General features: G+C 53.3%; 19 protein-coding genes and 2 pseudogenes. 10 read left to right on the top strand and 11 right to left on the bottom strand.

Going from position 1 to position 25,952, the window contains the following annotated elements; genetic code table 11:
• Positions 1-5 precede the first annotated feature (5 nt).
• Complete coding sequence (locus KUF54_RS00165; protein WP_219344138.1) at positions 6-1,082, top strand: AraC family transcriptional regulator; 1,077 nt, start codon at positions 6-8, stop codon at positions 1,080-1,082.
• Positions 1,083-1,097: 15 nt separating this feature from the next.
• Positions 1,098-1,793, top strand: coding sequence for a DUF4336 domain-containing protein (locus KUF54_RS00160; protein WP_219344136.1), 696 nt, complete (start codon positions 1,098-1,100; stop codon positions 1,791-1,793).
• A 13-nt stretch (positions 1,794-1,806) separates the two neighbouring features.
• Here KUF54_RS00160 and KUF54_RS00155 read toward each other — a convergent pair whose 3' ends face one another.
• Both KUF54_RS00155 and KUF54_RS00150 read right to left on the bottom strand, forming a co-directional pair.
• On the bottom strand, positions 1,807-2,532 hold the full coding sequence (locus KUF54_RS00155) for an HAD family phosphatase (RefSeq protein ID WP_219344134.1): 726 nt from the start codon (positions 2,530-2,532) through the stop codon (positions 1,807-1,809).
• A 157-nt stretch (positions 2,533-2,689) separates the two neighbouring features.
• Positions 2,690-3,103, bottom strand: coding sequence for a YchJ family protein (locus tag KUF54_RS00150; protein ID WP_219344132.1), 414 nt, complete (start codon positions 3,101-3,103; stop codon positions 2,690-2,692).
• A gap of 133 nt (positions 3,104-3,236) precedes the next feature.
• Here KUF54_RS00150 and KUF54_RS00145 point away from each other — a divergent pair, with 133 nt between their 5' ends.
• Complete coding sequence (locus KUF54_RS00145; RefSeq protein ID WP_219344130.1) at positions 3,237-3,728, top strand: DUF421 domain-containing protein; 492 nt, start codon at positions 3,237-3,239, stop codon at positions 3,726-3,728.
• A gap of 19 nt (positions 3,729-3,747) precedes the next feature.
• Here KUF54_RS00145 and KUF54_RS00140 read toward each other — a convergent pair whose 3' ends face one another.
• From KUF54_RS00140 to KUF54_RS00100, 9 genes are all read right to left on the bottom strand, one after another.
• A complete protein-coding gene (locus KUF54_RS00140) occupies positions 3,748-4,539 on the bottom strand; it encodes an alpha/beta fold hydrolase (RefSeq protein WP_219344128.1) in 792 nt (263 codons plus the stop codon).
• A gap of 200 nt (positions 4,540-4,739) precedes the next feature.
• Complete coding sequence (locus KUF54_RS00135; protein WP_219344126.1) at positions 4,740-5,870, bottom strand: acyl-CoA dehydrogenase family protein; 1,131 nt, start codon at positions 5,868-5,870, stop codon at positions 4,740-4,742.
• A gap of 62 nt (positions 5,871-5,932) precedes the next feature.
• Entirely contained in the window at positions 5,933-6,562 is a 630-nt protein-coding gene (locus tag KUF54_RS00130) for an MSMEG_1061 family FMN-dependent PPOX-type flavoprotein (RefSeq protein WP_219344124.1), read from the bottom strand.
• Positions 6,559-7,704, bottom strand: coding sequence for a hypothetical protein (locus KUF54_RS00125; protein ID WP_219344122.1), 1,146 nt, complete (start codon positions 7,702-7,704; stop codon positions 6,559-6,561). Before KUF54_RS00125 ends, KUF54_RS00130 begins: the two co-directional genes overlap by 4 nt.
• Positions 7,705-7,835: 131 nt before the next feature.
• Positions 7,836-9,020 (bottom strand): acetyl-CoA C-acyltransferase, encoded by a 1,185-nt coding sequence (locus KUF54_RS00120; protein WP_219344120.1) that lies wholly within the window; start codon positions 9,018-9,020, stop codon positions 7,836-7,838.
• Between the two features lie 41 nt (positions 9,021-9,061).
• A complete protein-coding gene (gene aceK / locus KUF54_RS00115; protein WP_219344118.1) occupies positions 9,062-10,909 on the bottom strand; it encodes a bifunctional isocitrate dehydrogenase kinase/phosphatase in 1,848 nt (615 codons plus the stop codon).
• Positions 10,910-11,013: 104 nt separating this feature from the next.
• Complete coding sequence (gene can / locus KUF54_RS00110) at positions 11,014-11,676, bottom strand: carbonate dehydratase (protein WP_219344117.1); 663 nt, start codon at positions 11,674-11,676, stop codon at positions 11,014-11,016.
• A gap of 51 nt (positions 11,677-11,727) precedes the next feature.
• The gene (locus KUF54_RS00105) at positions 11,728-12,915 is read right to left on the bottom strand and encodes an isovaleryl-CoA dehydrogenase (RefSeq protein WP_219344115.1); all 1,188 of its coding nucleotides are present in this window, start codon (positions 12,913-12,915) and stop codon (positions 11,728-11,730) included.
• 187 nt (positions 12,916-13,102) lie between these two features.
• A complete protein-coding gene (locus KUF54_RS00100) occupies positions 13,103-13,504 on the bottom strand; it encodes a MerR family DNA-binding transcriptional regulator (RefSeq protein WP_219344113.1) in 402 nt (133 codons plus the stop codon).
• Positions 13,505-14,593: 1,089 nt separating this feature from the next.
• On the opposite strand from KUF54_RS00100, the pseudogene KUF54_RS17510 reads away from it, so the two are divergent.
• From KUF54_RS17510 to KUF54_RS00070, 7 genes and pseudogenes are all read left to right on the top strand, one after another.
• Positions 14,594-14,743, top strand: a pseudogene (locus tag KUF54_RS17510) (hypothetical protein); the annotation flags it as partial.
• Between the two features lie 90 nt (positions 14,744-14,833).
• Positions 14,834-19,213 carry an Ig-like domain-containing protein gene (locus KUF54_RS00095; protein WP_255576404.1) on the top strand — a complete coding sequence of 1,460 codons (4,380 nt, stop codon included), beginning with the start codon at positions 14,834-14,836 and terminating at the stop codon, positions 19,211-19,213.
• A 255-nt stretch (positions 19,214-19,468) separates the two neighbouring features.
• Positions 19,469-20,707, top strand: coding sequence for a TolC family outer membrane protein (locus KUF54_RS00090; RefSeq protein WP_219344109.1), 1,239 nt, complete (start codon positions 19,469-19,471; stop codon positions 20,705-20,707).
• Positions 20,708-20,817: 110 nt separating this feature from the next.
• Positions 20,818-22,968: a type I secretion system permease/ATPase gene (locus tag KUF54_RS00085; RefSeq protein ID WP_219346202.1), complete on the top strand. Its 2,151-nt coding sequence runs from the start codon at positions 20,818-20,820 to the stop codon at positions 22,966-22,968.
• A complete protein-coding gene (locus KUF54_RS00080; RefSeq protein ID WP_219344107.1) occupies positions 22,965-24,200 on the top strand; it encodes an HlyD family efflux transporter periplasmic adaptor subunit in 1,236 nt (411 codons plus the stop codon). The genes KUF54_RS00085 and KUF54_RS00080 overlap by 4 nt, the downstream gene beginning before the upstream one ends.
• 58 nt (positions 24,201-24,258) lie before the next feature.
• Positions 24,259-24,720: a hypothetical protein gene (locus KUF54_RS00075; protein WP_219344105.1), complete on the top strand. Its 462-nt coding sequence runs from the start codon at positions 24,259-24,261 to the stop codon at positions 24,718-24,720.
• 75 nt (positions 24,721-24,795) lie between these two features.
• A pseudogene (locus tag KUF54_RS00070) lies at positions 24,796-25,858 on the top strand (IS3 family transposase); the annotation flags it as partial.
• Positions 25,859-25,952: the final 94 nt, after the last annotated feature.

The raw sequence follows: 25,952 nt of genomic DNA, 5'->3' as shown, positions 1-25,952 counted from the left end.
GCCAAATGCTGACACCTTCACTGGTCAAGACTCCACTGCCACACCATGCCAGTTCGGTGCTCAAATCACACCCGGCAATTACCCCGATGGCATTTGTTCAGGCCATCATCCGGGCCTATGAGCAAAGGCAGATGTCACCGCTGGTCGCACTTGAAAAGGCACAAATCCCGCCAAGACTGGTAAACGATGCGAACGAGTGCATCACGGCCTTGCAGATGGAGGCGCTTTCAGACGCCGCCATGCGCGAGCTGGACGATGAAGGGCTGGGCTGGTTTGAGCGCCGCCTGCCCTGGGGCAGCTACGGCATGCTGGCCCGCGCCAGCATCAGCGCCCCCAATCTCGGCCTTGCACTGGCCCGCTGGTGCCGCCACCACGGGCTGATTACGGGCGATATACAGCTACAGCTCAGCGAACAGGCTGGCACGGCCACACTGACGCTGCATGAAAGCCGCACACTGGGTGCCATGCGAGAGTTCTGCATGGTGTCAGTGCTGCGCAATATTCATGGTTTTGCCAGCTGGCTCATCAACGAGCCCATCAGCCTGCTGCACGCCAGCTTTCCGTTTGCCACACCGGCCCATGCCAATGTCTACAAGGTGCTGTTTGCACCGGGCAGCATTGGGTTTGATGCGCCCGTCGCCAGCCTGCAGTTTGAGGCGCGCTGGCTGCAGGCCCCGCTAGCGCGCGATGAGGCCGCGCTCAACCACATGCTGCAGCGCGCCCTGCCCATACAGGTTCGCCCCTATCAGCGCGAAAAAACACTGGTGCAGCGCGTGCGTCAACTACTGGCCGCAAGCGGTGAGGAGCAGCAAACGGCCATGACCCTCTCACGCCAGCTACATCTGTCGCAGCGCAGCCTGCACCGCCAGCTCAAAGAAGAGGGTATTTCGCTGCAAGCGCTGAAGGACGATATTCGACGTGAACGTGCGATTGCTCTGCTGCTGCGCACCAGTCGCCCCATCAAGCGTGTGGCGCAGGCCTGCGGCTTTATGAATGACAAAAGCTTTATCCGCGCCTTTCGTCTGTGGACGGGCCTGTCGCCCTCGGAATTTCGCAAAACCGCCGGTCAGCGCGCCGCATAAACCAAGGAGCCAGCCATGCAAGATTCAACAGAGAAATGGCAAGCTATCGCAGATGGTGTATGGAGTCTCAGCTATCACTTTAGCAATGCAGGAATGCAGGTCAGCACGCGAATGACGGTGATACGGCTGGCTGATGGTGGCCTGTTCTCGCACTCCGCCGTGCCGCTGTCACCGGCACAAAAAGCGGCGCTTGATGCCATCGGTCCGCTGCGCCACATCGTCGCCCCCAGCGCCATGCACCATCTGTTTGTAGGCAAGCTGGCCAAACTTTATCCACAGGCCCGGCTTTACGGAACTGCGGGCGTGCTGCGCAAGCACCCCGACCAGCCACTGCTGGAGCCACTGCCCGCAGGCCATGAGGCGCCCTGGGTGGGTGAGTTGCAATGCATTCACCTGGATGGCATTCCCATGCTGGATGAAACGCTGTGGTTTCACCCCGCCAGCGGCAGCCTGATTGCCACCGACGTGCTGCAATGCTGGCAAGGGCCACTGAGCCTGCCGGTGCGCATGTATTTGGGTCTCGCAGGCGGGCATGAGCGCCTGACGGTGCCGCGCACCGTGCGCCTACTGGTCAGGGACAAAGCCGCCGTACGCGCATGGGTGCAGCAGGTCAAAAACCTGCCTGTGCAACGCGTGATACTGTTGCACAACAGTGTTATTGACGTTAAGTCAAAACAGCGCCTTGATGAGGCGCTATCAATTTGGGACTGATGGTAAATCCGTTTTACTGAATTTCGTGCTCGTAGCCATCTCCAGCGATAACACTAGTTGCGCTCTGGCGCACCGCGTCAAACATTGCTGGAAGGTCGCCCATATCGCCAAACACACAAGCCGCTCCAGCTTCTAGCAATTGCTCTGCCGTCGCGTGACCCTGATCAGCCGGAAAGTACGCCCAGACCGTTGCGCCCGCCGCCACACCCGCCTGCACGCCGGTGACGGTGTCTTCCACCACCAAGCATTTAGCAGGATCTGCATTCAGGGCGTCGGCTGCGGCCAGATACACATCAGGGAAGGGCTTGCTGCGCGGCATTTCATGACCGCTGTAAACATGGCCTTCAAAGTATGGAGCCATGCCGACCTTGGTCAGCTGCATCTCCACCTTGGCGCGGTCTGCACCCGAGGCGCAGGCAATGCGGCCATTGCACATGGCATGGACCTGTTTAACCGCTTCCAGCGCTCCATCAATAGCGACCAATTCGGCGTTCAGCGCGGCATTGCGGCGGTCGTAAAACTCGGCCATCCATGCATCGGTCAAAGGGTTGCCGGTATGGGCTTCGATCACTGCGGCTTGGCTGCGCACAGTCTTGCCAATGAAGTCGCGCGTGCATTGCTCTTGACTGATGGCCCAGCCCGATTCGTTGAGCATGGCGCACAGCACGCGGTTGGTAATGGATTCGCTGTCGACCAGCACGCCATCACAGTCAAAAAGCACAGCATCAAAAGCAGTCATGAAAACATCGCCAGCGCATCGTTGGATGCAAAAAAGGCGCCTCATGGCACCTTTGGTCAGAGAAAAAAGTTAAGCCCGATTATGAGGCCAAGAGACTTTTTTGATGTAGTAAATGGCAACCAAGGGCTGCATCGAAGGGCTGCAGAAACACTGCACCTCAGAACTGCTCTCCATCCACGTAATACCAGCGCCCAGCTTCTTGCACAAAGCGGCTGCGCTCATGCAGGCGCACGGCACGGCCAGAGATACGGTAACGAGCCACAAATTCGACCTCGGCCTTATCTTCGCCTGTGATCTTGAAATGCTTTACATCCAGACCCAACCATTTGGTTGCAGCGTCAAAATCAAGATCGGCCGGGCGCTGACTTTCATGCCATGTGGCTTGCAGATAGGCTGCATTTTCACGCACAAAAGCGCTGTAACGAGAGCGCATGAGGCTCTCTGCATCAGGCGCTGGCGCGGCCTCCCAATGATCGATATAACGACCGCAGCAATCGGCATAGGCCAGCAGCTTGGCTTTGGCATTTTTACATCCACATGGGCAGTCAAGCTTGTTGAATTCTTCTTTCACAAAACCTCGTTATCTGCTCTAAAAAGAGCGTGACCAGCAATGCGATATTGTCAGCCCAACGCTTGACTTGCAGGCCTTGCTTGTGCAGACCCGCAGGCAAGCGCAAAGTGATAGCAATTCAAAGGAGTTGTCTATGTGGGCTATGGCTGTTCCCTGGTGGGAATTTGTAATTCGCGGTGTCGTTGTTTATCTGTTTTTACTGGTGTTTTTGCGCATCACCGGCAGGCGCCAAACGGGACAGTACGCACCCTTCGATTTGGTACTGCTACTGATACTTTCCAACGCCGTTCAGAACTCCATGAACGCAGGCGATAACTCACTCATCGGCGGCCTTATCAGCGCCAGCACGCTGATCTCCTGCCATACCCTGCTCTCGCGCCTGACTTACCACTTTGTCCACCTGCGCAAGCTAGTAAATGGCAAGCCGAAGGTACTCATTCATGAAGGTGCGGTGCAACCTAGCTTGATGACGCAGGAGCAAATCACTGCGGAAGACTTGGCCGCAGCCTTGCGCGCCAATGGCTGCTTGAACGCCCATGATGTGGAGCGTGCCACGATTGAGACCAATGGCCAGATCACCGTGGTTTTGCGCAAGCGCAGCGCAGCTGATTTAGGTGAGTCTTAATAATCTCGTGCTGCAAAATTCAGTGCAGGGAATTTAGAAACTGCTCTATCGCAGCATTCACCGGTTCGGGATGCGTGAGGTTAGCGGCATGCCCTGCGCCCGCCACATCCACCCATTGCGCATTCGGCAAGCCTTTGAACATGGCGCGAGCACGCTCTACGCTAATGGCTGCATCTTTCTCGCCATGTATGACCAGCGCTGGCACCTTGATTTCTGCCAGACGCGGGCTGATGTCATCACGCAGCGCCAGCGCCACAAAGCTCTGGCCCAGGTTCGGGGGGGAGGCCTGCTTCCACTTGGCTCGCCACTCTGCCGCGCCCGCCCAGCCTTGGCCCAGAACAATATGCTCTACCGTGCTTGCCATATCGTCAGACAAGCCGTGCTCCATCCACGCTTTGAGCAAGGCCTCATGGTGCGGCAGCAGCTCTGGGTCTTCCAGCATGGCTTGCGTATCGATCAGCACCAGCGCGCCCACCACCTCGGGATGAATCAGCGCGCAGCGCAGAGATAAATAGCCGCCTTGCGACATGCCCACCAGCACGGCCTTCTCGACGCCCAGATGCTTGAGCAGCGCCGCCAAATCATCAGCTGAGTCGTAATAGGTGAAGGACTCGCAATGCTCTGGATCTGCCGTCTGCCCATGACCTCGCTCGTCCCAGCTGATGCAGCGATAGCGGCCCTGCAAGACCTGTATCTGCGGCTCAAACATGGAGCGATCCATGAGCAAGCCATGCGAGAACACGATCGCCGGGCCGCGCCCGCCTGTGTCTTCGTAGTAGATGTTCTGGCCATTGACCTGGGCAAAAGGCATGCGCTGGACTCCTGCTTTAAATACTAGAAACTCTTGGGGCGCACCTTAAAGTTTAACGATTCGTCCCCGCTTACTCCATCCTAGGCAGAGCTTGTGACATCGGCAACCTGCTTAGCCCTAGCCCACCACAAACTGCGCGTGCAGCGGTTGACAAGTGTGGGCATTTGCGCACAGCCCGGCACAAGCTGGGTCAGCAAAAATCACGCAAGTGCTCGCTGAATCAGGATTTTTTGCACGTCACTCGTGCCCTCATAAATCTGGCAGACGCGCACATCGCGGTAAATGCGCTCTACCGGGAAGTCGTTCACCACGCCATAGCCGCCCAATGTCTGGATAGCCGCGCTGCACACACGCTCGGCCATCTCGCTTGCAAACAGCTTGGCCATGGCCGCTTCTTTTAAACAAGGCCGCCCCGCATCACACAGGCTGGCTGCATGCCAGATGAGCTGGCGTGCTGCTTCGATTTGCGTAGCGCAATCTGCAAGCCTGAAGCCGACTGCCTGATGATTGAAGATGGGCTGACCAAAACTCTCGCGCTCTTTGCTGTATTGCAGCGCGCATTCAAACGCAGCACGCGCCATGCCCACGCTTTGCGCGGCAATGCCTATGCGCCCGCCTTCCAGCGCGGAGAGCGCAATTTTGTAGCCCTCGCCTTCTGTACCAATCAAGTTCGCTGCGGGAATGCGGCAGTCGTCAAAATTGATCTGCGCCGTATCGCTGCTGTGCTGGCCCAGTTTTTCCTCCAGCCGAGCAACTTGGTAGCCGGGGTTGCTGGTTGGCACGATGAAAGCACTCATGCCTTTCTTGCCCGCCGCTTTGTCCGTTACGGCAATGACAATGGCCACATCGCCACTCTTGCCACTGGTGATGAACTGCTTTACCCCGTTGATGGCGTACTCATCCCCTTCACGCACAGCCGTAGTGCGCAGCGCTGAAGCGTCAGAGCCCACATGCGGCTCCGTCAGGCAAAAGGCTCCCAGCATCTTGCCTTGCGCCAGTGGGCGCAGCCAAGATTCTTGCTGTTGGGCGTTGCCGTATTTCATCAAAATGGCGTTGACCGGACAGTTGGTCACGCTGATGACGGTACTGGTGCCGCCATCACCCACCGCAATTTCTTCCAACACCAGCGCCAAACTCAAATAGTCCATGCCCGCGCCGCCGAGTTCCTCAGGCACGCAGATGCCATAAGCGCCCAGCGCGGCCAACCCCTGATGAACCTCTTTGGGAAAGTGATGCTCTTTGTCCCAGCGCGCGGCGTGCGGCGTGATTTGCTCACTCACAAAATCACGCATGGCATCGCGGATCATTTCTTGGTCTTGACTGAGCAGCATGATCGTCTCCAATATTGATAGCTAGATGTCTATATCCCACATTGACTTGAGCGCAAAAACTATTATTTTTTCTTCATTTCCTCGGCCGCTATCACTGCTTTGTAGCGGGCCACCATCCGCTCCTGTGCTTCAGGCTCGGTGGTAATGCCCATCTGCGACTGAATGATCTGGTTGAGCGAAGGCATCACATTGCGCGACACCTGGGTCTCTGCGCTCCACAAGCGCGAACGCATCAGGGCTTTGGCGCAGTGCAAATAAGCCTCTTGCACGTTCACCTCAATCACCAACTTGGGGCGGAAATGGTCGCTGGCAAACAATGCCGTGTAATGCGCCTCATCGCGCAACTGAGCCGTTCCATTCACACGCAGGGTTTCATCAAAACCCGGCACCAAAAACAGCAAACCTAAACGCGGGTCATCCACCAAGTTGCACAGGCTGTCGAGCCGGTTATTGCCGCCCGCATCAGGGATGAGCAAGGTATTAGAGTCAGGTGCTTTGACGAAGCCCGGTTTGCCACCACGCGGTGAGGCGTCTAGCAAAGAGCCATTGCTGCCGCCCGTGGCCATCACAAAAAATGGCGATAAAGCGATAAAGCGCAAGCAGTAGCGATCAAGCTCCCACTGCTGCTTGAGCAGAGCTGACTCTTTGGGTGCGGCATAAAGCTGCTGCAATTGCTCACGCGACGTGATCATGAAGCCAAGACCTCTTCGCGGCGGTCATGACGGTGAATGGCGGTGTATAGCGACAGATATTCGTTCCACGATGGATCAAACATCACCATCATCTGCGGCTCATGCATGGGCGCATGCTGCTGACTTAATTGCTGCGCCAGGTGCATGACGAACTCCGGATCTTCCACGTAGTAAAGAGCAACACGGGAGCGCATTTCTTCGATGCGCGAAAACGCCAAAATGCCGCGCTGCTGGCTGCTGAGATGCCGATCCAAGGCATCGTGTGCATCACGCACCCCGTCAAGCTCTTGCTGACTTTCAAAGTTGATGCGCCACTCAAAAAAGTAAGGCAAGTCAGCGCGCGTAGCCACGGCATTGGCGCCGTCGTGAAAGATCAGGGTATCAGGCGGGCCATCCTCATCAGCGTCGGGAGCGCGAACCTCCAGAGAAAGCCAGCGGTCGCAATCCTCTTGTGGAAACTCATAAGTACGTCCCAACTGATTGCGAATAAAGGCATCAAAAATAGGCGGAAAGTCTGACAAAAGTGCTGTTCCATGCACGCCCTCTGGCACATCACCGGGTACATCGCCGCTCTCTTGAACCACAAACTCAATCGGGCCAACGCGCACTGAAAAGTCCCACTCCCCCAGCACATGATCAAGCATGATGAACGCCATGTGCTGCGCATGCTCAAGCATGTCTGGCGCAATACTTTTTTCAAATGAAAGCTTGAGCCCGGTGATGCCGCCAGCATTGAAGTAAGCCACGCGTATATCAGCGCAGGTCAGCTCAAAACCATCCATGCGCATGCCAAAATTGCCACCTTTATCCATCTGCGCACGACTGCGAAACGCCTGCACGCTGTAGTGATCAAAATGCGGCGCTTGGCGCACTATGGCTTGCGCACTTTCAAACTGATCGGTATTGCCACGCGCCGAGATCACCAGTTTGGTGCCTGCTTGCTTAAGTTTTCCCTCGACCTCCAAGCTCAAGCCCGGCGCGTATTTCTGCAGCACTTCATTGCCGCGCTCCACAAATTCATGCTCACCCAGCGCCTCCAACTCACCCAACTGATTGGAAAAATCGCGCCAAAAGGCGGCGATCTTTTGTAGCTCAAGAATCTCAGTGATTTGGCTGTCGCCCGGGTGAATGTCTTCGCTCATGGGTGGTTTCCGCAATGTGGGCTACATACACTCAGCGCAAATTTCAGCGCAAAGCCTGCAAGCCGTTGAACATGTCCTCAATGTAGAGCAAACCAGCGACGGTTCTGAGCAAAGAGCGCCAGATCAGCATGTCAAATCAGCTCAATGGCCATGGCCGTTGCCTCGCCGCCGCCAATGCACAGCGTGGCCAAGCCTTTTTTCTTGCCGCGCGCTTGCAGCGCATGAATCAGCGTGACCAAAATGCGTGCCCCGCTGGCACCAATGGGGTGACCCAGCGCGCAGGCACCGCCGTTGACGTTGACCTTGTCGTGCGGCACCTTCAACTCAGCCATCAGCGCCATGGGAACGACAGCAAAAGCCTCGTTAATTTCCCACAGGTCTACCTCAGCCACCGTCCAACCCGCCTTCTTCAGCGCTTTCTCAGTGGCGCCCACAGGGGCCGTGGTGAACCACTCAGGCGCCTGCGCAAACATGGCATGAGAGACGATGCGTGCCAACGGCTTGCAGCCCAGTTGCTTGGCCGTCGATTCACGCATCAGCACCATCGCTGCAGCACCATCATTGATACTGGAGCTCGACGCTGCAGTGATGGTGCCGTCTTTCTTGAAAGCAGGTTTGAGGCTGGTGATTTTGTCCAGCTTGGCCTTGGCCGGACCTTCGTCCACGCTCACTGTCACATCGCCCTTGCGGGTTTTAAGCGTGACGGGTGTGATCTCAGCATCAAACGCACCGCTTTGAGCTGCTGCCTGAGCGCGCTGCACGCTGGCGATAGCAAAGGCGTCTTGTGCCTCGCGGCTAAAGCTGTATTTGGCAGCGCAGTCTTCGCCAAAAGTACCCATGGATCGGCCCGCTTCATAGGCGTCCTCCAGACCATCGAGCATCATGTGGTCAAAAATCTTGTCGTGGCCCATGCGGTAGCCACCACGGCCTTTCTTCAGCAGGTAAGGGGCATTGGTCATGCTTTCCATACCACCGGCCACCATCACATCACGGCTGCCTGCGATGAGCTGGTCGTGGGCCAGCAGCGTCGCCTCCATGCCTGCGCCGCACATTTTGGAAAGCGTGACCGCCCCTGTGCTTTGCGGCAAGCCGCCTTTGAAGCCGGCTTGACGCGCCGGGGCCTGACCTTGACCCGCCATCAGGCAGTTGCCAAACAGCACTTCTTCTACCAGTTCAGGTTTGATGCCTGCGCGCTCAACTGCGGCCTTGATGGCGACGCCACCTAGATCGTGAGCCACTAAATCGGAAAAATCACCTTGAAATGCGCCCATGGGGGTGCGGGCTGCGCTGACGATCACTACGGGGTCTTGATGCACGGCTTGTCTCCTTCAAAGATGGATAGGTACGGTCTGCCCCTTCAGCTGAGGCTATTAGCGGGAGTATTTACAGAGTTCGTGTCCAGCCCTACATCGCCTTTATGCAAAAAGCGGCTGCGCTCATAGGGGAACACATCGACGAAGTGGCCATCACGAATACGGATTTGATGGCTGCACCAGAAGTCGGTTTCCAGCAAATCCGCGTGGTGACGCATGAAGATATCGCGCACTGCGGGGTGGCCCAACAGGAAAGGGCCAAAGGTTTCAGGAAACACATCCTTAGGCCCTACCGAATACCAAATGTCGCTAGACATTTCTTCTTCCTCATTGCGCGGCTGGGGCACGTTACGGAAGTTGCAGTCAGTCAGATATTCAATTTCGTCGTAGTCATAAAAAACGACTTTTCCGCCGCGCGTCACGCCAAAGTTTTTCCACAACATATCGCCCGGAAAAATATTGGTGGCCACTAAATCCTTAATGGCGTTGCCATACTCAAAAATGGCGCGTTCCATGGCAGCACGGCGCTCGGGTTTGGTATCGGCCTCAGCAAGGCACTCCATCAAAAACAGATTCAGCGGCACCAGGCGGCGTTCAATGTAGAGGTGGCTAATGATGACCTCTTCTTGACCATCACCATCGCGGTCGCTGATCTCGATTTGGTCGGGTGCCTGCGCCTGCAACTCGGTCAGCAGTTCTTCGCTAAAGCGGCTGCGGGGGAAGGACACCAGGCTGTAATCCATGGTGTCCGCCATACGGCCGCCGCGATCGTGCTGCTTGACCAGCTGATACTTGGCCTTGACCTGCTCACGCGTCACATCTTTGCTGCTAGCTATGCGGTCTTTGATAAGCTTGAAGACATAGGGAAAGCTGGGAAGATCAAACACCAGCATGACCAATCCCTTGATACCTGGGGCAATGCGCAACTGATCAGTAGAGTGGCGTAGGTGGTGCAAAAAGTCGCGGTAGAAAAGCGTCTTGCCCTGCTTGGCCAGCCCAAGTGCGTTGTAAATTTCAGCGCGCGGCTTGCGCGGCATAAGGCTGCGTAAAAAGCTCACATAGGCGCTAGGCACTTCCATGTGTACCATGAAATAAGCACGCGCAAAGCTAAACAGCGCATGCAGATCATCTTCACCAAACAAGGCGGCGTGCAAGATGAGCTGGCCTTTGTGCCCGTGCAAGATGGGAATAGCCAGTGGCAGCTCGGTGTAGCCGGTGATGATCTTGCCCACCAAATACGCGCCCTTGTTGCGGTAGAACAGGCTCGATAGCAGCTGAATTTGGAAGTTGGCTCGCAGCGTCAGCCCTGCCAGCTTGTCACGCACGCGCTCTGCCAGCAGGTGCACATCGCGAGGCAAATCCTCAAAGGAGCCGAGCAGCTGCAGTTGCTCTAATGCGGTTTGCAGCGCGCCTTCCAACTGCTCCAACGTGCCGGGGTAATAGGCCTGATACGTGGGAACCGCAACGGGATCAGGGTTCTCCAAATACTCGGTGCTAACAGCGGCGCGCACAAAGATGAAGTCGTTCTGAAAGTGCGTGCGGTGCAGAATTTTGGTGGTGACGGAGTTGAAAAAAGTCTCCGCCAGCTCAGGCTGCAGGTGATCAATCATCAAGCCTATGTAGTGCAGCTTGACCTGCTGCCACACTGCCATAGATTGCTGGCTAGTCGCAAACTTCGCCTCTAGCTGCTCAATACAGGCTCGCACCTGCTGCTCATAAAGCTCTATGCGCTCGCGCTGAGCTTGTTGCTGGCCTTGCCAGTCCATCGCCTCAAAGTGCTGCTTGGCATTGGCAGCCACCGCATTGAACATGCGGTAGTACAGGTTGAAGCCATGCATAAGAGCCTGAGCAATCGCATAGGCTTGAGGAGCATCCAGTCGTTGCGGAAACATGGCTAATCAGTCGTTCGACCCATCAGTGGTCAGATCCATCAATGCGGCTGGATTCGGCCTAGACCTCTATCCAGCTCTGCAACTCTATTTCCCGAATGTGGCAATCAGCCGCGCTTGCGGTTTGCGACTTTTTCAACCGCGCGTTTGTGAACTTCTTGCATACCGGCAACATCAGGCACCGTCATTTCAAGATTGGTGATGTGACCGTTGTTCAAGCCATAGCACCATCCGTGCAGCGTGACCTTCTGGCCACGCGCCCATGCGTCCTGCATTACCGTAGATTGGGCCACGTTGACGACCTGCTCAATGGCATTGAGCTCGCACAGCGCATCGTGACGGTACTGAGTAGAAATGCTTTCCAGCAAGTCGATGTGCTTGTCACGCACATCACGCACGTGGCGAGTCCAGTTATCCACCAGTCCCAGACGTAGATTGTTCAGCGCCGCATACACACCGCCGCAGCCATAGTGACCCACTACCATCAAGTGCTCGATCTTCAAATGATCTACCGAGTACTGAATGGTGGATAAGCAGTTCAGATCGCTGGGCACCACCACATTGGCCACGTTGCGGTGTACGAACACTTCACCGGGCTCCAGACCCGTAATCTGGTTCGCAGGGACTCGGCTGTCCGAACAACCAATCCACATGTACTTAGGCTTTTGCTGCGCCATTAGTCCGGTAAAGAAACCTGGACGATCACGTTCCATCTGGTCTGCCCACTCACGGTTATGGGCAAACAGATCGTCGATGGAGGTCGTTGACATAAAACTATCCTTGTTTTTAGTGGTTGAAAGAATGGCGCGGCGTCTGCTGTCTCAACAGGTTTCAGCGAACAATTCGCGCCCAATCAACATGCGGCGAATTTCGCTGGTGCCGGCACCAATCTCATAGAGTTTCGCATCTCGCCAGAGGCGCCCGAGTGGATACTCGTTGATATACCCATTGCCGCCATAGATTTGCACTCCCTCACCGGCCATCCAAGTCGCCTTCTCAGCACACCAGAGGATGACGCTGGCGCAATCTTTGCGAACCTGACGAACATGGTCAGTTCCCAGAAGATCGAGGTTTTTAGCGACCGTATAGGCAAACGAGCGGCCCGCTTGCAGCACGGTATACATATCTGCAACCTTGCCTTGAATGAGCTGAAACTCACCAATGCTCTGACCAAACTGCTTGCGATCATGGATGTAGGGAACGACGTTATCCATCACGCTTTGCATAATGCCAAGAGGGCCGCCCGTTAGCACTGCTCGCTCATAATCGAGCCCGCTCATCAAAACCTTGGCACCCATATTCAGGCCGCCCAAGATGTTTTCAGCCGGCACTTCCACGTTCTGAAACACCAACTCCCCGGTGTGACTGCCGCGCATGCCCAGCTTATCGAGCTTTTGCGCAATCGAAAAACCAGGCATGCCCTTCTCGATCAAGAACGCTGTGACCCCGCGTGCGCCCATTTCAGGCTCGCTCTTGGCATAGACCACTAGCGTGTCTGCGTCTGGCCCATTGGTAATCCACATCTTGCTGCCATTGAGCAGGTAGTAACCGCCCTTATCCTCAGCTTTAAGTTTCATGCTGATGACGTCAGAACCAGCGCCGGGTTCGCTCATAGCGAGAGCTCCCACATGTTCACCGCTGATCAGCTTGGGCAGGTAATTGGCCTTTTGTGACTCTGTGCCGTTGCGATTGATCTGATTCACACACAAATTGCTATGCGCGCCGTAAGACAGACCAACAGAGGCACTGGCACGGGAAATTTCTTCCATCGCAATCATGTGTGCGAGGTAACCCATGTTGGCGCCGCCGTATTGCTCAGAAACGGTGATACCCAACACCCCTAGCTCGCCAAACTTGCGCCAAACATCCATGGGAAACTGATCAGTGCGATCAATCTCAGCCGCACGCGGCGCAATCTCACTCTGCGCAAAATCACGAACTGCATCACGCAGCGCATCAATATCTTCACCGAGCTGAAAGTTCAGTCCTGGCAGATTGGCAAGGCTCATGGTTGTCTCCTGTAGGTATAGGTCTGGCGGATCTCAGTTTTTAATCTCTAATTTTTCTTACTCTCGCACTGCTGCACACACTTCATGGGGTTGCGTACTTCTGCTCCATAAACAAGTCAGCATTGCTAGCGCACATCAGTGGCTTTTCTTTGGCAAACAGATGAATTGACGTTTACGTAAACGTCAATTATGCAGCACTGTCTCTCTCACTTTCATCTAGGAGGGAGCGGGCCTCTTTCTCCTGCTCACGCACCTCATCCAAAGTTACCTGTAAGTCTGCCATCTGTCCTTCAAGCTGCTTACGGTGCAACGCGAGTACATCCAAGAATTTACGCAGCTGCACGCCTGTGTCGCGTGGGCTGTCATACATATCAATAATTTCCTTAGCCTCGGAAAGCGATAAACCCAACCGTTTGGCTCGCAACGTCAGCCGCAGACGTGTGCGGTCTCTGGGCGAATACACGCGATTTCGCCCTCCCGTGCCAGAGCGCTCTGGCTGCAACAAACCCATATCTTCATAAAAACGAATCGCTCGCGTCGTGAGGTCGAACTCTTTGGCAAGGTCGCTGATGGTGTAACTGATCATCATGTTTGAAGCTAGGTGAAGTCTGGCGGCATTTGGAGCTGCGAACACCACCCTTGATACGTCGCGGCTTCGCCTTGTCGTACTTATGTACGCCCTGCAGCTTCTCGCCTCTTCTCAAACGCAAACCTTCGCGGTTTGCTGGGTGGTACTAACCGCTCTTAGGTCACTAAAAGTAGTAGCTAGACCTCTAAAAAATTTTGACAAAAACGCCGAAAACACAGAAGAGGCAGTTTCTGGCATTTGAAAAGCCGAACTCAATTGCTCATCGAGCGCCTAGGTGCTACTGAGCCTCCATTTATACGAGGCAAGTCTCATCTGGAATACGTGGAGCATGAGCTTGATGGAGTCGCTCCATTGTAGAACTGCAAGCATTGAGCTAACCCACCGCTTGTCGCACGTACGTAGCAATTGCTTGAGAGAAATTTCTTCGCACTTGAGCATGCTCCGCCTAGTACGTACATGCACCAGCGAACTACGCAACGCTTTTAACAAGCGAAAGCCAGCATAGAGGGCCGAGCACAAACAAGAGACACAAGCTGCGCATGAGTTGAACTTGTGGCGGTCTCATGACTGAAATACATATGCCATTGGGTATGCACATAAGTTGAGCGTGGTGGCTCAGCGACAGACAGCCAAACGGGTTTTCATCAGCGGGTGCTGAGCAAAACCATCTAGCTCAGATCGAAACAAAAAATCACTAAATCTGGCTACCCAAATTTGTCGCTGATGCAACTTTCTTTGCGAGAGGAATTTTCACGAAAAGCTCATTGACTGCAATTGATATCAGACGAAATCACTTCTTCAAACAAAACCCGAAACTTCAAATTAAATGTCAATAGTGTAATAAAAGCACATCAAAACGTATCTTTAAAACTACTAATCCAATCCAAAAGGATTCAATCCACAATTGTTTATTTTTCAATTTTTAACATTGAAAATAACCACTCGGTTAACTTTAATTAATGGCGCAATGATCTAATGTTAGCGCTAACTATCACCAGACACGCCTATTTGAATTGATTCTTCATGGGCTACATCCCCCTCTACACAGAGAGGCATAGATTTAGTTAGTGGATTATTAATTCAATAGAAATGTCAATCATGTTATCCACCAGCATCGTTACAAAAGCGGACAATCAAGTACAGAAAAACGTATTTATTGAGAATCTTAAGCTCGATAAACCGTCGATCATCAAATTGGAAATTGCGCCTGAGAAAGTTGCGAAATTTGAGCGTCATGGCAACGACCTGACCTTGGTGCTAAAGAATGGGCAATCAGTCGTAATCCACGATTTTTTTGTGATTGATGCCAATGGTCTGCGTAGTGACTTGGTGTTGCTGGATGATTTCGGCGTACTCTGGTGGGGTCAATACACGTCACCTTGGTCATATTTCCATTTCACAGAGATTGAATGGACTGACAACCCGATTGTTCCGCTGCACGAATCAGGATTACTTGGTGGCGTTTTTGCCGGACTAGCTGCATTGGGTGTACTGGGCCTCTCCAGCAGCGGTGGCTCAAGCGGCGGCAGCCCTTCGCCAAAAGCTAATCAAGCCCCATCCGCGACAACTACCCCTCTCAGCCTGAATGAAGGTGGACGAGTTCCCGGAAAAATCACGGCCACAGACCCTGATGGAAATCCGTTGACTTACAAAGTCACCACACCACCGGCCCACGGAGAGGTCGTGATGAAGTCCGACGGTACTTTTGAATATGTACCAAAGCCTGGATACAGCGGTAGTGATTCGTTTGTGGTGACCGTCGATGACGGCCATGGCGGCACAACGACTGTGGAAGTTCCTGTCACGGTGAATCCTGTCAACGATGCCCCTGTCGCAGTCAATGACAGCGTGACAGCTACCGAAGACACGCCGTTTAACTCAACCGTGAGTTTGGTTGCCAACGATACGGATGCAGACGGAAACCCTCTGACCGCTGTTCCGGGTACTTTCACGACCACCGCAGGCGGCACGATCGTGATCGCTGCTGACGGCAGCTATACCTATACGCCTCCTGCAAACTTCAATGGCACAGATACGGTGGATTACACCGTGACCGATGGCACGCTCAGCGACATCGGTACGCTGACGATTACGGTCGATCCGGTCAATGATGCACCCGTCGCAGTAGATGACAGCGTCACGGCAACTGAAGACACGCCGTTTAACTCGACAGTGAGTTTGGTTGCCAACGATACAGATGCCGATGGCAACCCATTGACCGCTGTTCCGGGCACCTTCACGACCACTGCAGGTGGCACGATCGTGATCGCTGCAGACGGCAGCTATACCTATACGCCTCCAGCGAATTTCAATGGCACAGATACGGTGGATTACACCGTGACCGATGGCACGCTCAGCGACACCGGTACGCTGACGATAACGGTCGATCCGGTCAATGATGCACCCGTCGCAGTAGATGACAGCGTCACGGCAACTGAAGACACCCCGTTGAACTCGACCGTGAGTTTGGTTGCCAACGATACAGATGCGGATGGCAACCCATTGACCGCTGTGCCGGGCACTTTTACGACCACTGCAGGCGGCACGATTGTGATCGCTGCAGACGGCAGCTATACCTATACGCCTCCTGCAAACTTCAATGGCACAGATACGGTGGATTACACCGTGACCGACGGCACGCTGAGCGACATCGGTACGCTGACGATCACGGTGAATCCGGTTAATGATGCGCCCGTCGCATCAGCCCCTGCCGTGGTGACTAACGAAGATACACTCGCTACAGGTCAGATCACGGTTACTGACCCTGATGGCGGAACGCCCACCTTCTCGCTGACAACACCGCCAAGCAATGGCACGGTGAGCGTGAATCCTGATGGCTCGTTTAACTACACACCTAATGCCAACTACAACGGCTCAGACACTTTTACGGTGACCGTGGATGATGGAAAGGGTGGAGTCACGACGGTGGACATCCCTGTGACGGTAAATCCCGTCAATGATGCGCCTGTCGCAGTAGATGACAGCATCACGGCAACTGAAGACACGCCGTTTAACTCGACAGTGAGTTTGGTTGCCAACGATACAGATGCCGATGGCAACCCATTGACCGCTGTTCCGGGCACCTTCACGACCACTGCAGGTGGCACGATCGTGATTGCTGCAGACGGCAGCTACACCTATACGCCTCCAGCGAATTTCAATGGCACAGATACGGTGGATTACACCGTGACCGATGGCACGCTCAGCGACACCGGTACGCTGACGATAACGGTCGATCCGGTCAATGATGCACCCGTCGCAGTAGATGACAGCGTCACGGCAACTGAAGACACCCCGTTGAACTCGACCGTGAGTTTGGTTGCCAACGATACAGATGCGGATGGCAACCCATTGACCGCTGTGCCGGGCACTTTTACGACCACTGCAGGCGGCACGATTGTGATCGCTGCAGACGGCAGCTATACCTATACGCCTCCTGCAAACTTCAATGGCACAGATACGGTGGATTACACCGTGACCGACGGCACGCTGAGCGACATCGGTACGCTGACGATCACGGTGAATCCGGTTAATGATGCGCCCGTCGCATCAGCCCCTGCCGTGGTGACTAACGAAGATACACTCGCTACAGGTCAGATCACGGTTACTGACCCTGATGGCGGAACGCCCACCTTCTCGCTGACAACACCGCCAAGCAATGGCACGGTGAGCGTGAATCCTGATGGCTCGTTTAACTACACACCTAATGCCAACTACAACGGCTCAGACACTTTTACGGTGACCGTGGATGATGGAAAGGGTGGAGTCACGACGGTGGACATCCCTGTGACGGTAAATCCCGTCAATGATGCGCCTGTCGCAGTAGATGACAGCATCACGGCAACTGAAGACACGTCGTTTAACTCGACAGTGAGTTTGCTTGCCAACGATACAGATGCGGATGGCAACCCATTGACCGCTGTTCCGGGTACCTTCACGACCACTGCAGGTGGCACGATCGTGATTGCTGCAGACGGCAGCTACACCTATACGCCTCCAGCCAACTTCAATGGCACTGATACGGTGGATTACACCGTGACCGATGGCACGCTCAGCGATATCGGTACGCTGACGATTACCGTAGATCCCATCAACGATGCGCCTGTAGCTATAGATGACAGTATTACTACAAACGAGGGCATTGCATTTACCTCAACAACAAGCCTGTTAGCTAACGATACGGACCTTGATGGAGATAGTTTGTCTGCTCAGCCGGGTACTTTCAAAACGACTCAGGGTGGCACGATTGAGATCACTGCGGACGGCAACTATACCTATACACCACCCCCACAGTTCACTGGAGTTGACTCTGTTGACTACACCTTGACCGATGGGGTTTTGAGTGACGTAGGAACGTTGAACATCACTGTAGCGCCTGTGAACAATGCTCCCATGGTGGCTTTGGATTCATCATCGCTGCAGTTCGCGCTAGATGGCGCATCCGGCTTCGTTTACAACGACCCTGTTAAAGGCTCGATCACGGTAACCTCTGTTGACAGCGATCCTAATTACCGATTTCTCCTAACCAACACCTATGACAACGATTCGTCCGGCAATGGCACTGACACCTTCCCGTTACCTGACACTTCTGTTGATTTTTTGGCCATAAAGCCTTTAAGCAATGGGACTGCGACCTATACCATCAACTTGGGTGGCTATAACGATATTGCCCACTTAGGTTTAGTTTTGGGTGATTTGGGGGTGGGCGCCACATTGACTGTTCAGGCATACGATGCAAGTGGAACGTTGATTGATTTAAGCAATTATTTCGATATTCTTGGTCAATACACTACAGACGCAAAACCGAATTTTTTAGGTTTCAACGAGATTACGCACACAACACCTACCTCTGTTGTTGTAGCTAACAACGGCACTAGCCAAGGGCGTACCGTATTCTTGGATGATCTGCCTCTCAATGCTGCAACAATTACCATCACGCAGAACTCGCCGACCAATGAGCAAGTCGATATTGCGCTCTATGACATGTCTGGTAGCTATGAGACAGCTTTCACCGAAGGTGGCGGCAGTGTTTCTATCGCCTCATCTGCAGCCGCAGTGAGTGACGAAGACGACACAAATATCGAAAGTGCGTCCATTGTTCTGACCAATGCCAAGGCCGGTGACGTTCTTGCTGTAGATGCATCAAAAATCCCTACAGGCGTCACTTACACAATTGATACGTCAGATCCAAGCAAAGTTATCGTGACTTTGACAGGCTCGGCCACCAAGAGTGCTTACGCAGATGCGATCGAGGGCATTACGTTTGAGAACACATCGGTAAACCCCGATGCTTCCAATCGAATCATTGAAGTGACTGTTAATGATGGCGATATCGACTCAAACGTTGCGATCAGCACCATCACGGTTGCGCCTGCCAGTGTTACCCCCATAGCAGCGAATGACAGTGTGACATCGGATGACGACGGCACACCGCTGACACTTGATGACGCTAGCAGCCCTGGTGTATTCGGTAACCAGCCTGCCTCTACATTCATGGCAGCACCCCTTCTGAAACTGGACTCCTTGGATACTTTATCTGCTTCAGATGACGACTCCGAAGGTACTGACGAATTGCCAAAGCTATCTGATGTACTAGGTACTGCTAAGTCAGGTGAGCAAACTCAGGGAATTGATCTGTTGACAGATTCAGGGGGGGAGCATCCGGCTCCACGCCAAATGATAAGGCGATGGCAGACACGTCAATGCTGACAGCGACTACGCTGGAAGATGATTTGCTGTACTCCAATCCACCCATCTAAGGTTTAAAAAAGCTAGCAAGGCGCCACCGAAAGCTTTTAGCGTGGCCTTGCTGCAAGACTCTATTTGGAGTTGATGCTTATGCAGACGAATTTATCGTCATTTTTTGCCAGAAGTCCTGTATTGCTCGCGACGCTGTTTTTGTGTGCACTTACAGGGCTAAGCAATGCTGAAGAGCTTGCCAAAACTGAGGCAAAAAATAGCGGCATGAGCATGGCTGCGGCTGTTCAAGCCGCTGTTGCTTGGCATCCCTCTGTGCGCCTGGCACAAGGACAATTGCTAGGTGCGGATGAAGGTATTGCCGTGGCAAAAGCAGGCTACAAGCCACAAGTGAGTGGCGGCATTGGCTCTCAGACCAGCAATAACGTCATCGCTCCCTATAGCTCACGTCATATTTATGATGCCCGCATTTCGGTGTCCCAGATGATCTATGACTTCGGCAAAGTAGACAGCGCAGTTCAGCAGGCCGAAGCTACCGTCTCCACCGCACAAGCTCAGGTTCAACTGTCTTCTGAAGATGTGGCGCGCGAGACAGCCTTGGCATGGGTAGAAGTGCGTCGGCAGCAAGCTCTCGTCGAGGTGGCCAACGCTCAAGTAATTGGAGTCAAGGCTTTAGCCGATCTGGCGCTAGAGCGTCAGATCAAGGGAGCCAGTACCAAATCAGATTCTGTACAAGCCCAATCTCGCGTTGAATCTGCAGCGGCTACAGCTATTAATTACTCAGCTCAAGCCCAGCGCTGGCGCGTACGCTTGATGTATTTGATAGGGGCCAAAGAATTACCACTCGTCAGCAGTGAATTGCCTTCAGCATTACCTCTAGCTTGCTCAGCAAGCAATGGTCCAGATGCCTTGCTACCTGCGGCAGTGCTCAAAGCGATTGGACAGCGAGACCTAGCTAAGGCAGATCTGAAGGCTGCAGATGCCCAACTCAAGCCTACTTTGTCGCTTGATGGTTCTGTCGCGCGCGGATTGAGCAACGGATCTCGCCCTGTTGGCTACAGCGAGCTGGATACAAGAATCATGCTTAATTTGAGCGCACCTTTGTACGAAGGTGGTCGCAATCAGGCTCGTCAACGTGCTGCCGCGCATGCTTTAGATGCAGCCGACTCTGCGGTCGCATATGCCCAATTTCAGGCTCAACAAACACTGCAAGATGCATTCGCCCAGACAGTGGGTCAACAACAGCGTGCCCCGGTAATTGATGCACGAATTTCCAGTATTCGTACTACGCGCGATTTGTACCGCGAGCAGTACCTTCAACTAGGTACGCGCTCGTTGTTAGATCTGCTCAATGCCGAGCAGGAATACCACATCGCCAATCTGGATCGTGTCGAGAGCTTCTATGAAATACAGCGCTTGGCAGTCGAGTGCCTGTATCAAAGCGGTCGTATGCGCACGGTCTTTGAACTGCCTGAGCCTGTCGTCGCGCAAGGGGGCGTGCGATGAATACCAAGGACTTTATGGCCGATCAATCTCCGGATTCATCAGACAAGGCCACACCGCCCTTGCTAAAGCCAGCGGCAGATAAGCCGACCACAACCGAAGTTCGTACCCGTATGATCGCCCTTGATGGCTGGGTAGACGCCATACTGACGGTTGCTTCCCACTATCAAATTGACACTTCACGTGAACGTCTACGTGTATCAGCAAGCTGGCAAGGTACGGGAAAAGATACCTTTGACATGCAAGAAGCTGTACGCCAGATTTCACAGCAAGCGGGCATGACACTCCATGAGGTGGCCCCAAAGCTTGATGAATTGAGTCCTTGGCGCTTGCCGGTTGTGGTGCAACTTAAAGACGGCCAGGTTGCCGTCATTGCGGCCATTGCCCAATATGGTTTACGCATTATTTTCAGTGGCGACAAAGGCGCTGAAACCGTGCGTAGCGTTGCTCAATTGCAGCCCGAGTTACAGCTCATGGCAGTGCTACGGCCTATTCAGTCAGTTGCGGATTCTCGTGTGGATGACTACATTCGCCCCGTCAAGCAACACTGGCTGAGAGACATTGTGTTCTCTGATTTACGGCCGTACTTTCATATTTTGCTCGCCTCACTGGTAACCAATTTGATGGCCTTGGGCGGCATTTTGTTCTCCATGCAGATTTATGACCGTGTAGTACCGGCTCAATCTACGCCAACGCTATACGTTCTGTTTGGTGGTGTTTTGCTGTCCATTGTTTTTTCATGGGTCATGCGCAGTGCGCGTATGACGGTTACGGACTTACTGGGAAAACGCGCTGATCTACGTATTTCTGACAGAGTTTTCGGGCACGCATTGCGGGTACGAAACAGCGCTCGACCTCAAGCGACAGGGACTTTTGTTTCGCAGATTAGAGAGCTAGAGCCTGTTCGCGAAATGCTGACATCGACCACGGTTACTGCCGTAGCGGATGTACCCTTTTTTATTCTCTTTTGCGCTATTTTCTGGATGATAGCAGGCTGGCTTGTCTGGGTTCCTCTTGCTGCATTTGTTCTCCTTTTACTGCCCAGTTTGCTAGCGCAAAAACGCTTGCGCACTTTGGCACAGGCGAGCATGCGAGAGGCCGCACTGCGCAACGCCATGTTGGTAGAGGCCGTGCAGGGTATCGAAGACATAAAGTTGCTACAAGCGGAGCCACGCTTTCAGAATCAGTGGAATCATTACAACGCGGTGAATGCCGAATCAGGTTTGAAACTACGTGACCTGCTCAACAACCTCAATAACTGGATGCAAACAGTACAAGGTAGTGCATTTGCCTTTGTTGTATTTTTTGGCGCTCCGATGGTGATGTCTGGGGAGATGAGTACCGGTGTATTGGTTGCTGCCTCCATTTTGTCCAGCCGTATGCTGGCCCCACTATCCAGCGTTACAGGGGTTCTCAATCGCTGGCAACAAGCCAAAATCGCTGCCAATGGTCTAGACCAGCTCATGCAGCTCCCCTTGGACAACCCTAGCGATGGCAGCCGTATCCACCGCTCGCTCATTGATGGTCGTTATGAGCTAACTCAGGCAGTGTTCAGCTATGACGGAAAGATCCCTGCTTTAAATGTTAAGCAACTGCGAATCGAGCCAGGTGAACGCATCGCGATTTTGGGTCGTAATGGAGCGGGGAAATCAACACTTCTTCAAGCACTGTCTGGTTTACAAGAGCCACTGAGCGGCAAAGTCTCTCTTGATGATGTGACGTTGTGCCATATCGATCCAGCAGATGTACGCCGTGATGTAGCACTCCTCACTCAGAACGCTCGCCTGTTTTACGGCAGCCTGCGCGAGAACCTTTTGCTCGGTTCTCCTCATGCTACGGATACAGAGATCATCAAGGTGCTCAAAGCAACAGGAGCCTGGAATTTTGTCCGCAAGCTAGAAACTGGCTTGGATCACCGCGTTATGGAAGGTGGGGTTGGTTTATCAGGAGGTCAGCGCCAAAGTCTTCTACTGGCTAGGTTAATGTTGCGCAACCCTCGTGTGTTATTGCTGGATGAACCCACAGCATCACTTGATGAAGTCGCTGAGCAGGAAGTTATTGCTCAGCTGCGCCAATTTGCACCGCAATGTACCTTGGTTGTTGCAACTCACAGACCTGCCCTACTTCAGGCTGTAGATCGCATCGTCGTGGTGAACAATGGAGCCGTTGTCTTGGATGGCGCGCGCGACACCATACTTGAACGCTTACGCCAAGGGACAGAACCTGCTGCTACGCACAAAAAGGTTAGCGGGGAGTCTTTATGAAGCAGTTCAAACTACCCGTTAAAGGTTCGGAAAGCGAAGCACCTCACCTCAGCTCTAAAGCTGCCCTTGTGTCCTTGCATGATATGGATGAAGTCAGCGCCAGTCATTCTGGCCGTGTTGTCTGGATCCTTGCTATTTTTGTTCTATTGTTTCTGGCTTGGGCCATGTTTTTTGAAATCGATGAGGTTTCCAGTGGCTCTGGCCAGGTAATTCCTACATCAAGAGAACAGCGCATTCAATCGCTTGAGGGCGGTATTCTGGCCGAGTTACTTGTCCAAGAGGGGCAGACTGTAGAAAAGGGCCAAGTACTGGCTAAGCTGGACCCAACCCGCGGCGAGTCAAATGTCGAAGAAACTGCGGCACGCTATCGTGCGGCATTGGCAGCCAGCGCTCGTTTAAGGGCGGAGGTTGAGGGACGAGACACTCCTAATTTTCCTGCAGAGCTCAATGATTTTCCTCTACTCATTAGCTCTGAAACCGCATTGCTGCGTTCCCGCCGTAATGGCTTAAATGAAACTCTCTCAGGCCTTAACCAGGCCGTCGCATTGGTGCGCAAGGAGCTTGATATCACGAACTCTCTACTCGCCAGTGGTGCTGCTAGTAATGTCGAGTTCATTCGTTTACAGCGACAAAGAGCAGATTTAGATTTGAAGATTTCAGAGGCTCGCTCTAGTTACATGGTCAAGGCTCGAGAAGATCTAGCTAAGGCTGATGAGGAGGTCAAATCACTGCAGTCCGTTGTCCGTGGTCGAACAGATACGTTGGATAGAGCCACCTTGCAAGCGCCTGTGCGTGCAATTGTCAAAGCGCTTGATGTTACGACGATTGGAGGTGTTATACCTCCCAATGGCAATGTAATGACTCTGGTTCCTATTGGTGACCAATTACTGATCGAGGTGCGCATTTCTCCACGTGATATTGCATTTATTCATCCAGGTCAGGATGCTTTAATTAAAATAACCGCCTATGACTACTCCATTTACGGAGGCCTTAACGGTAAAGTTAGCACCATTGCACCAGACACTATGCGCGATGAGGTCAAGCCTGAAATCGTTTACTACCGGGTCATAGTCCGAACGGCTTCGGATGCTTTGGTTAACAGTGCTGGCCAGCGGCTCCCTATTGGACCCGGCATGGTGACTACCGCAGATATTCGCACAGGGCAAAAAACAATTTGGAATTATCTCACAAAGCCTTTAAATAAGGCCAGCGAGGCACTCCGTGAGCGTTGAGCAAGCTCAATATTTAATATATTCAAATACCGATTTATTTCACACGAAAGAATAGATTATGAAAATGAAATTCTCATTGAAAGCTTTTAAGCTTATAGCGTTGACAGCCTTCACTGGAGCAATGATAAGCAATGCCACCGCTGAGCTGGCTCATATGAACCCAGTGGATGAAGCCTCTAACCCTAATAAACTTGAGTATAAAGATGTAGAAGCTCGACGTCCCGATTTCTCCGAACCTTTTTTGAGAGACGGTATTATTACTCAACCACAACATTTGCAACAACTGAAAAAGGGCTTACCCCTTGAGCAAGCTTTAGCACTACTGGGACAACCAATAAAACGAAAAATTAGTAAAAATAGCGAAGAATTGGACTACAATCTTAAATTTAAAATGGCTAATTCAGAAAACTACATTGTTTGCCAATACAAGCTAGTTGTCGATGGAAATCAGAAAGTCATTGAAAATACTGTATGGCGTCGTAGACAATGCATGAATATGGTGAATGATGTTCAGCATTAAAAACTCTGAAAATGAAGCCTCCTCGAATCTTCGCGCCACTCAGAAGTAGAGAATCCACCCCATGGAGGTCTCTACATGAATAAGTCCAGATTCAGTGAAGCGCAAATCGTCGGCATCCTCAAGGATGTTGAACTCGGCGCCAAAGTCGGTGACACCTGCCGCAAACATGGCATCAGCGTTGCCACGTACTACAAGCGGAAGAGGCAGTATTCAGGGATGTCCGTGCCCCATCTGGGCCAGATGCGGCAGTTGCAAGAGAATGCCAAGCTCAAGCGCATGTATGCCGATTTGGCCCTCGTGCACCATGCCCTGAAGGATGTTGTCGAGCGAAAGCTCTGACCCTGGAGCGTCGGCAGTCCATCGTGCATGCGCTCATGAGTGAGCATCGCCTAAGTCAGCGCAGAGCTTGCCAAGCTGCGGGCCTGACTCGCTCAACGCTGCGATATGCACGTGTGGTCTGTGACGACTCCGGGGTAATCGACTTCATTCAAAGATACTGGCATTGAATCCTCGCCACGGGTTTGGGCTGCTTTACGCCAGCGCTCGTTATCAAGCGCAGCCCTGGAGCAAGACTGTGCTCTGGCGTGTGTATTGCCAGCTCAAACTGAACCTGCCCAAGCGAGGCAAGAAGCGTTTGCCTCAGCGCATCAAGCAGCCCTTGGACGCAGCCCCAACACCGAACCAGGGCTGGAGTTGCGACTTCATGTCCGATGCCCTGTAATCAGGACGGCGCTTCAGATCCTTCAATGTCATTGACTAATTCAACCGGGAATGCCTGCGTATCTAGATTGACACCAGCTTGCCCGCCGCTCGGGCGGTACGTGCCTTGGAGGAACTTGCTGAGGTCCGTGGGGCGCCGCAGTCCATTCGCCTGGACAACGGACCAGAGTTCATCGCCCAGGCTTTAAAGCAATGGGCACAGCGCAAAGGCGTAGAGCTGCGCCACATTCAGCCGGGAAAACCGATGCATAACGCTTATGTTGAACGTTTCAACAGAACTTACAGAACGGAGGTGCTCGACTGCTATGTCTTTGAATCGTTGCAGGAAGTGCGCTCGATGACCGAGGACTGGTGGCATCGCTATAACCACCATCGTCCACATGAATCGCTAGGCCGGATTCCGCCGGTTGCGTATCGTGTCAATCGTTTTCCTAACCTCTACTTTTACGTGGCACAGGAAAACGAGGAAGCTTCAAAAAAGAGAGCGCATAGCGCTCTCTTTTTATTTGATG

This window comes from Comamonas sp. Y33R10-2, assembly GCF_019355935.1.
Taxonomy (GTDB): Bacteria; Pseudomonadota; Gammaproteobacteria; order Burkholderiales; family Burkholderiaceae_C; genus Comamonas.
This window is presented reverse-complemented; position numbering and strand designations above follow the sequence as displayed.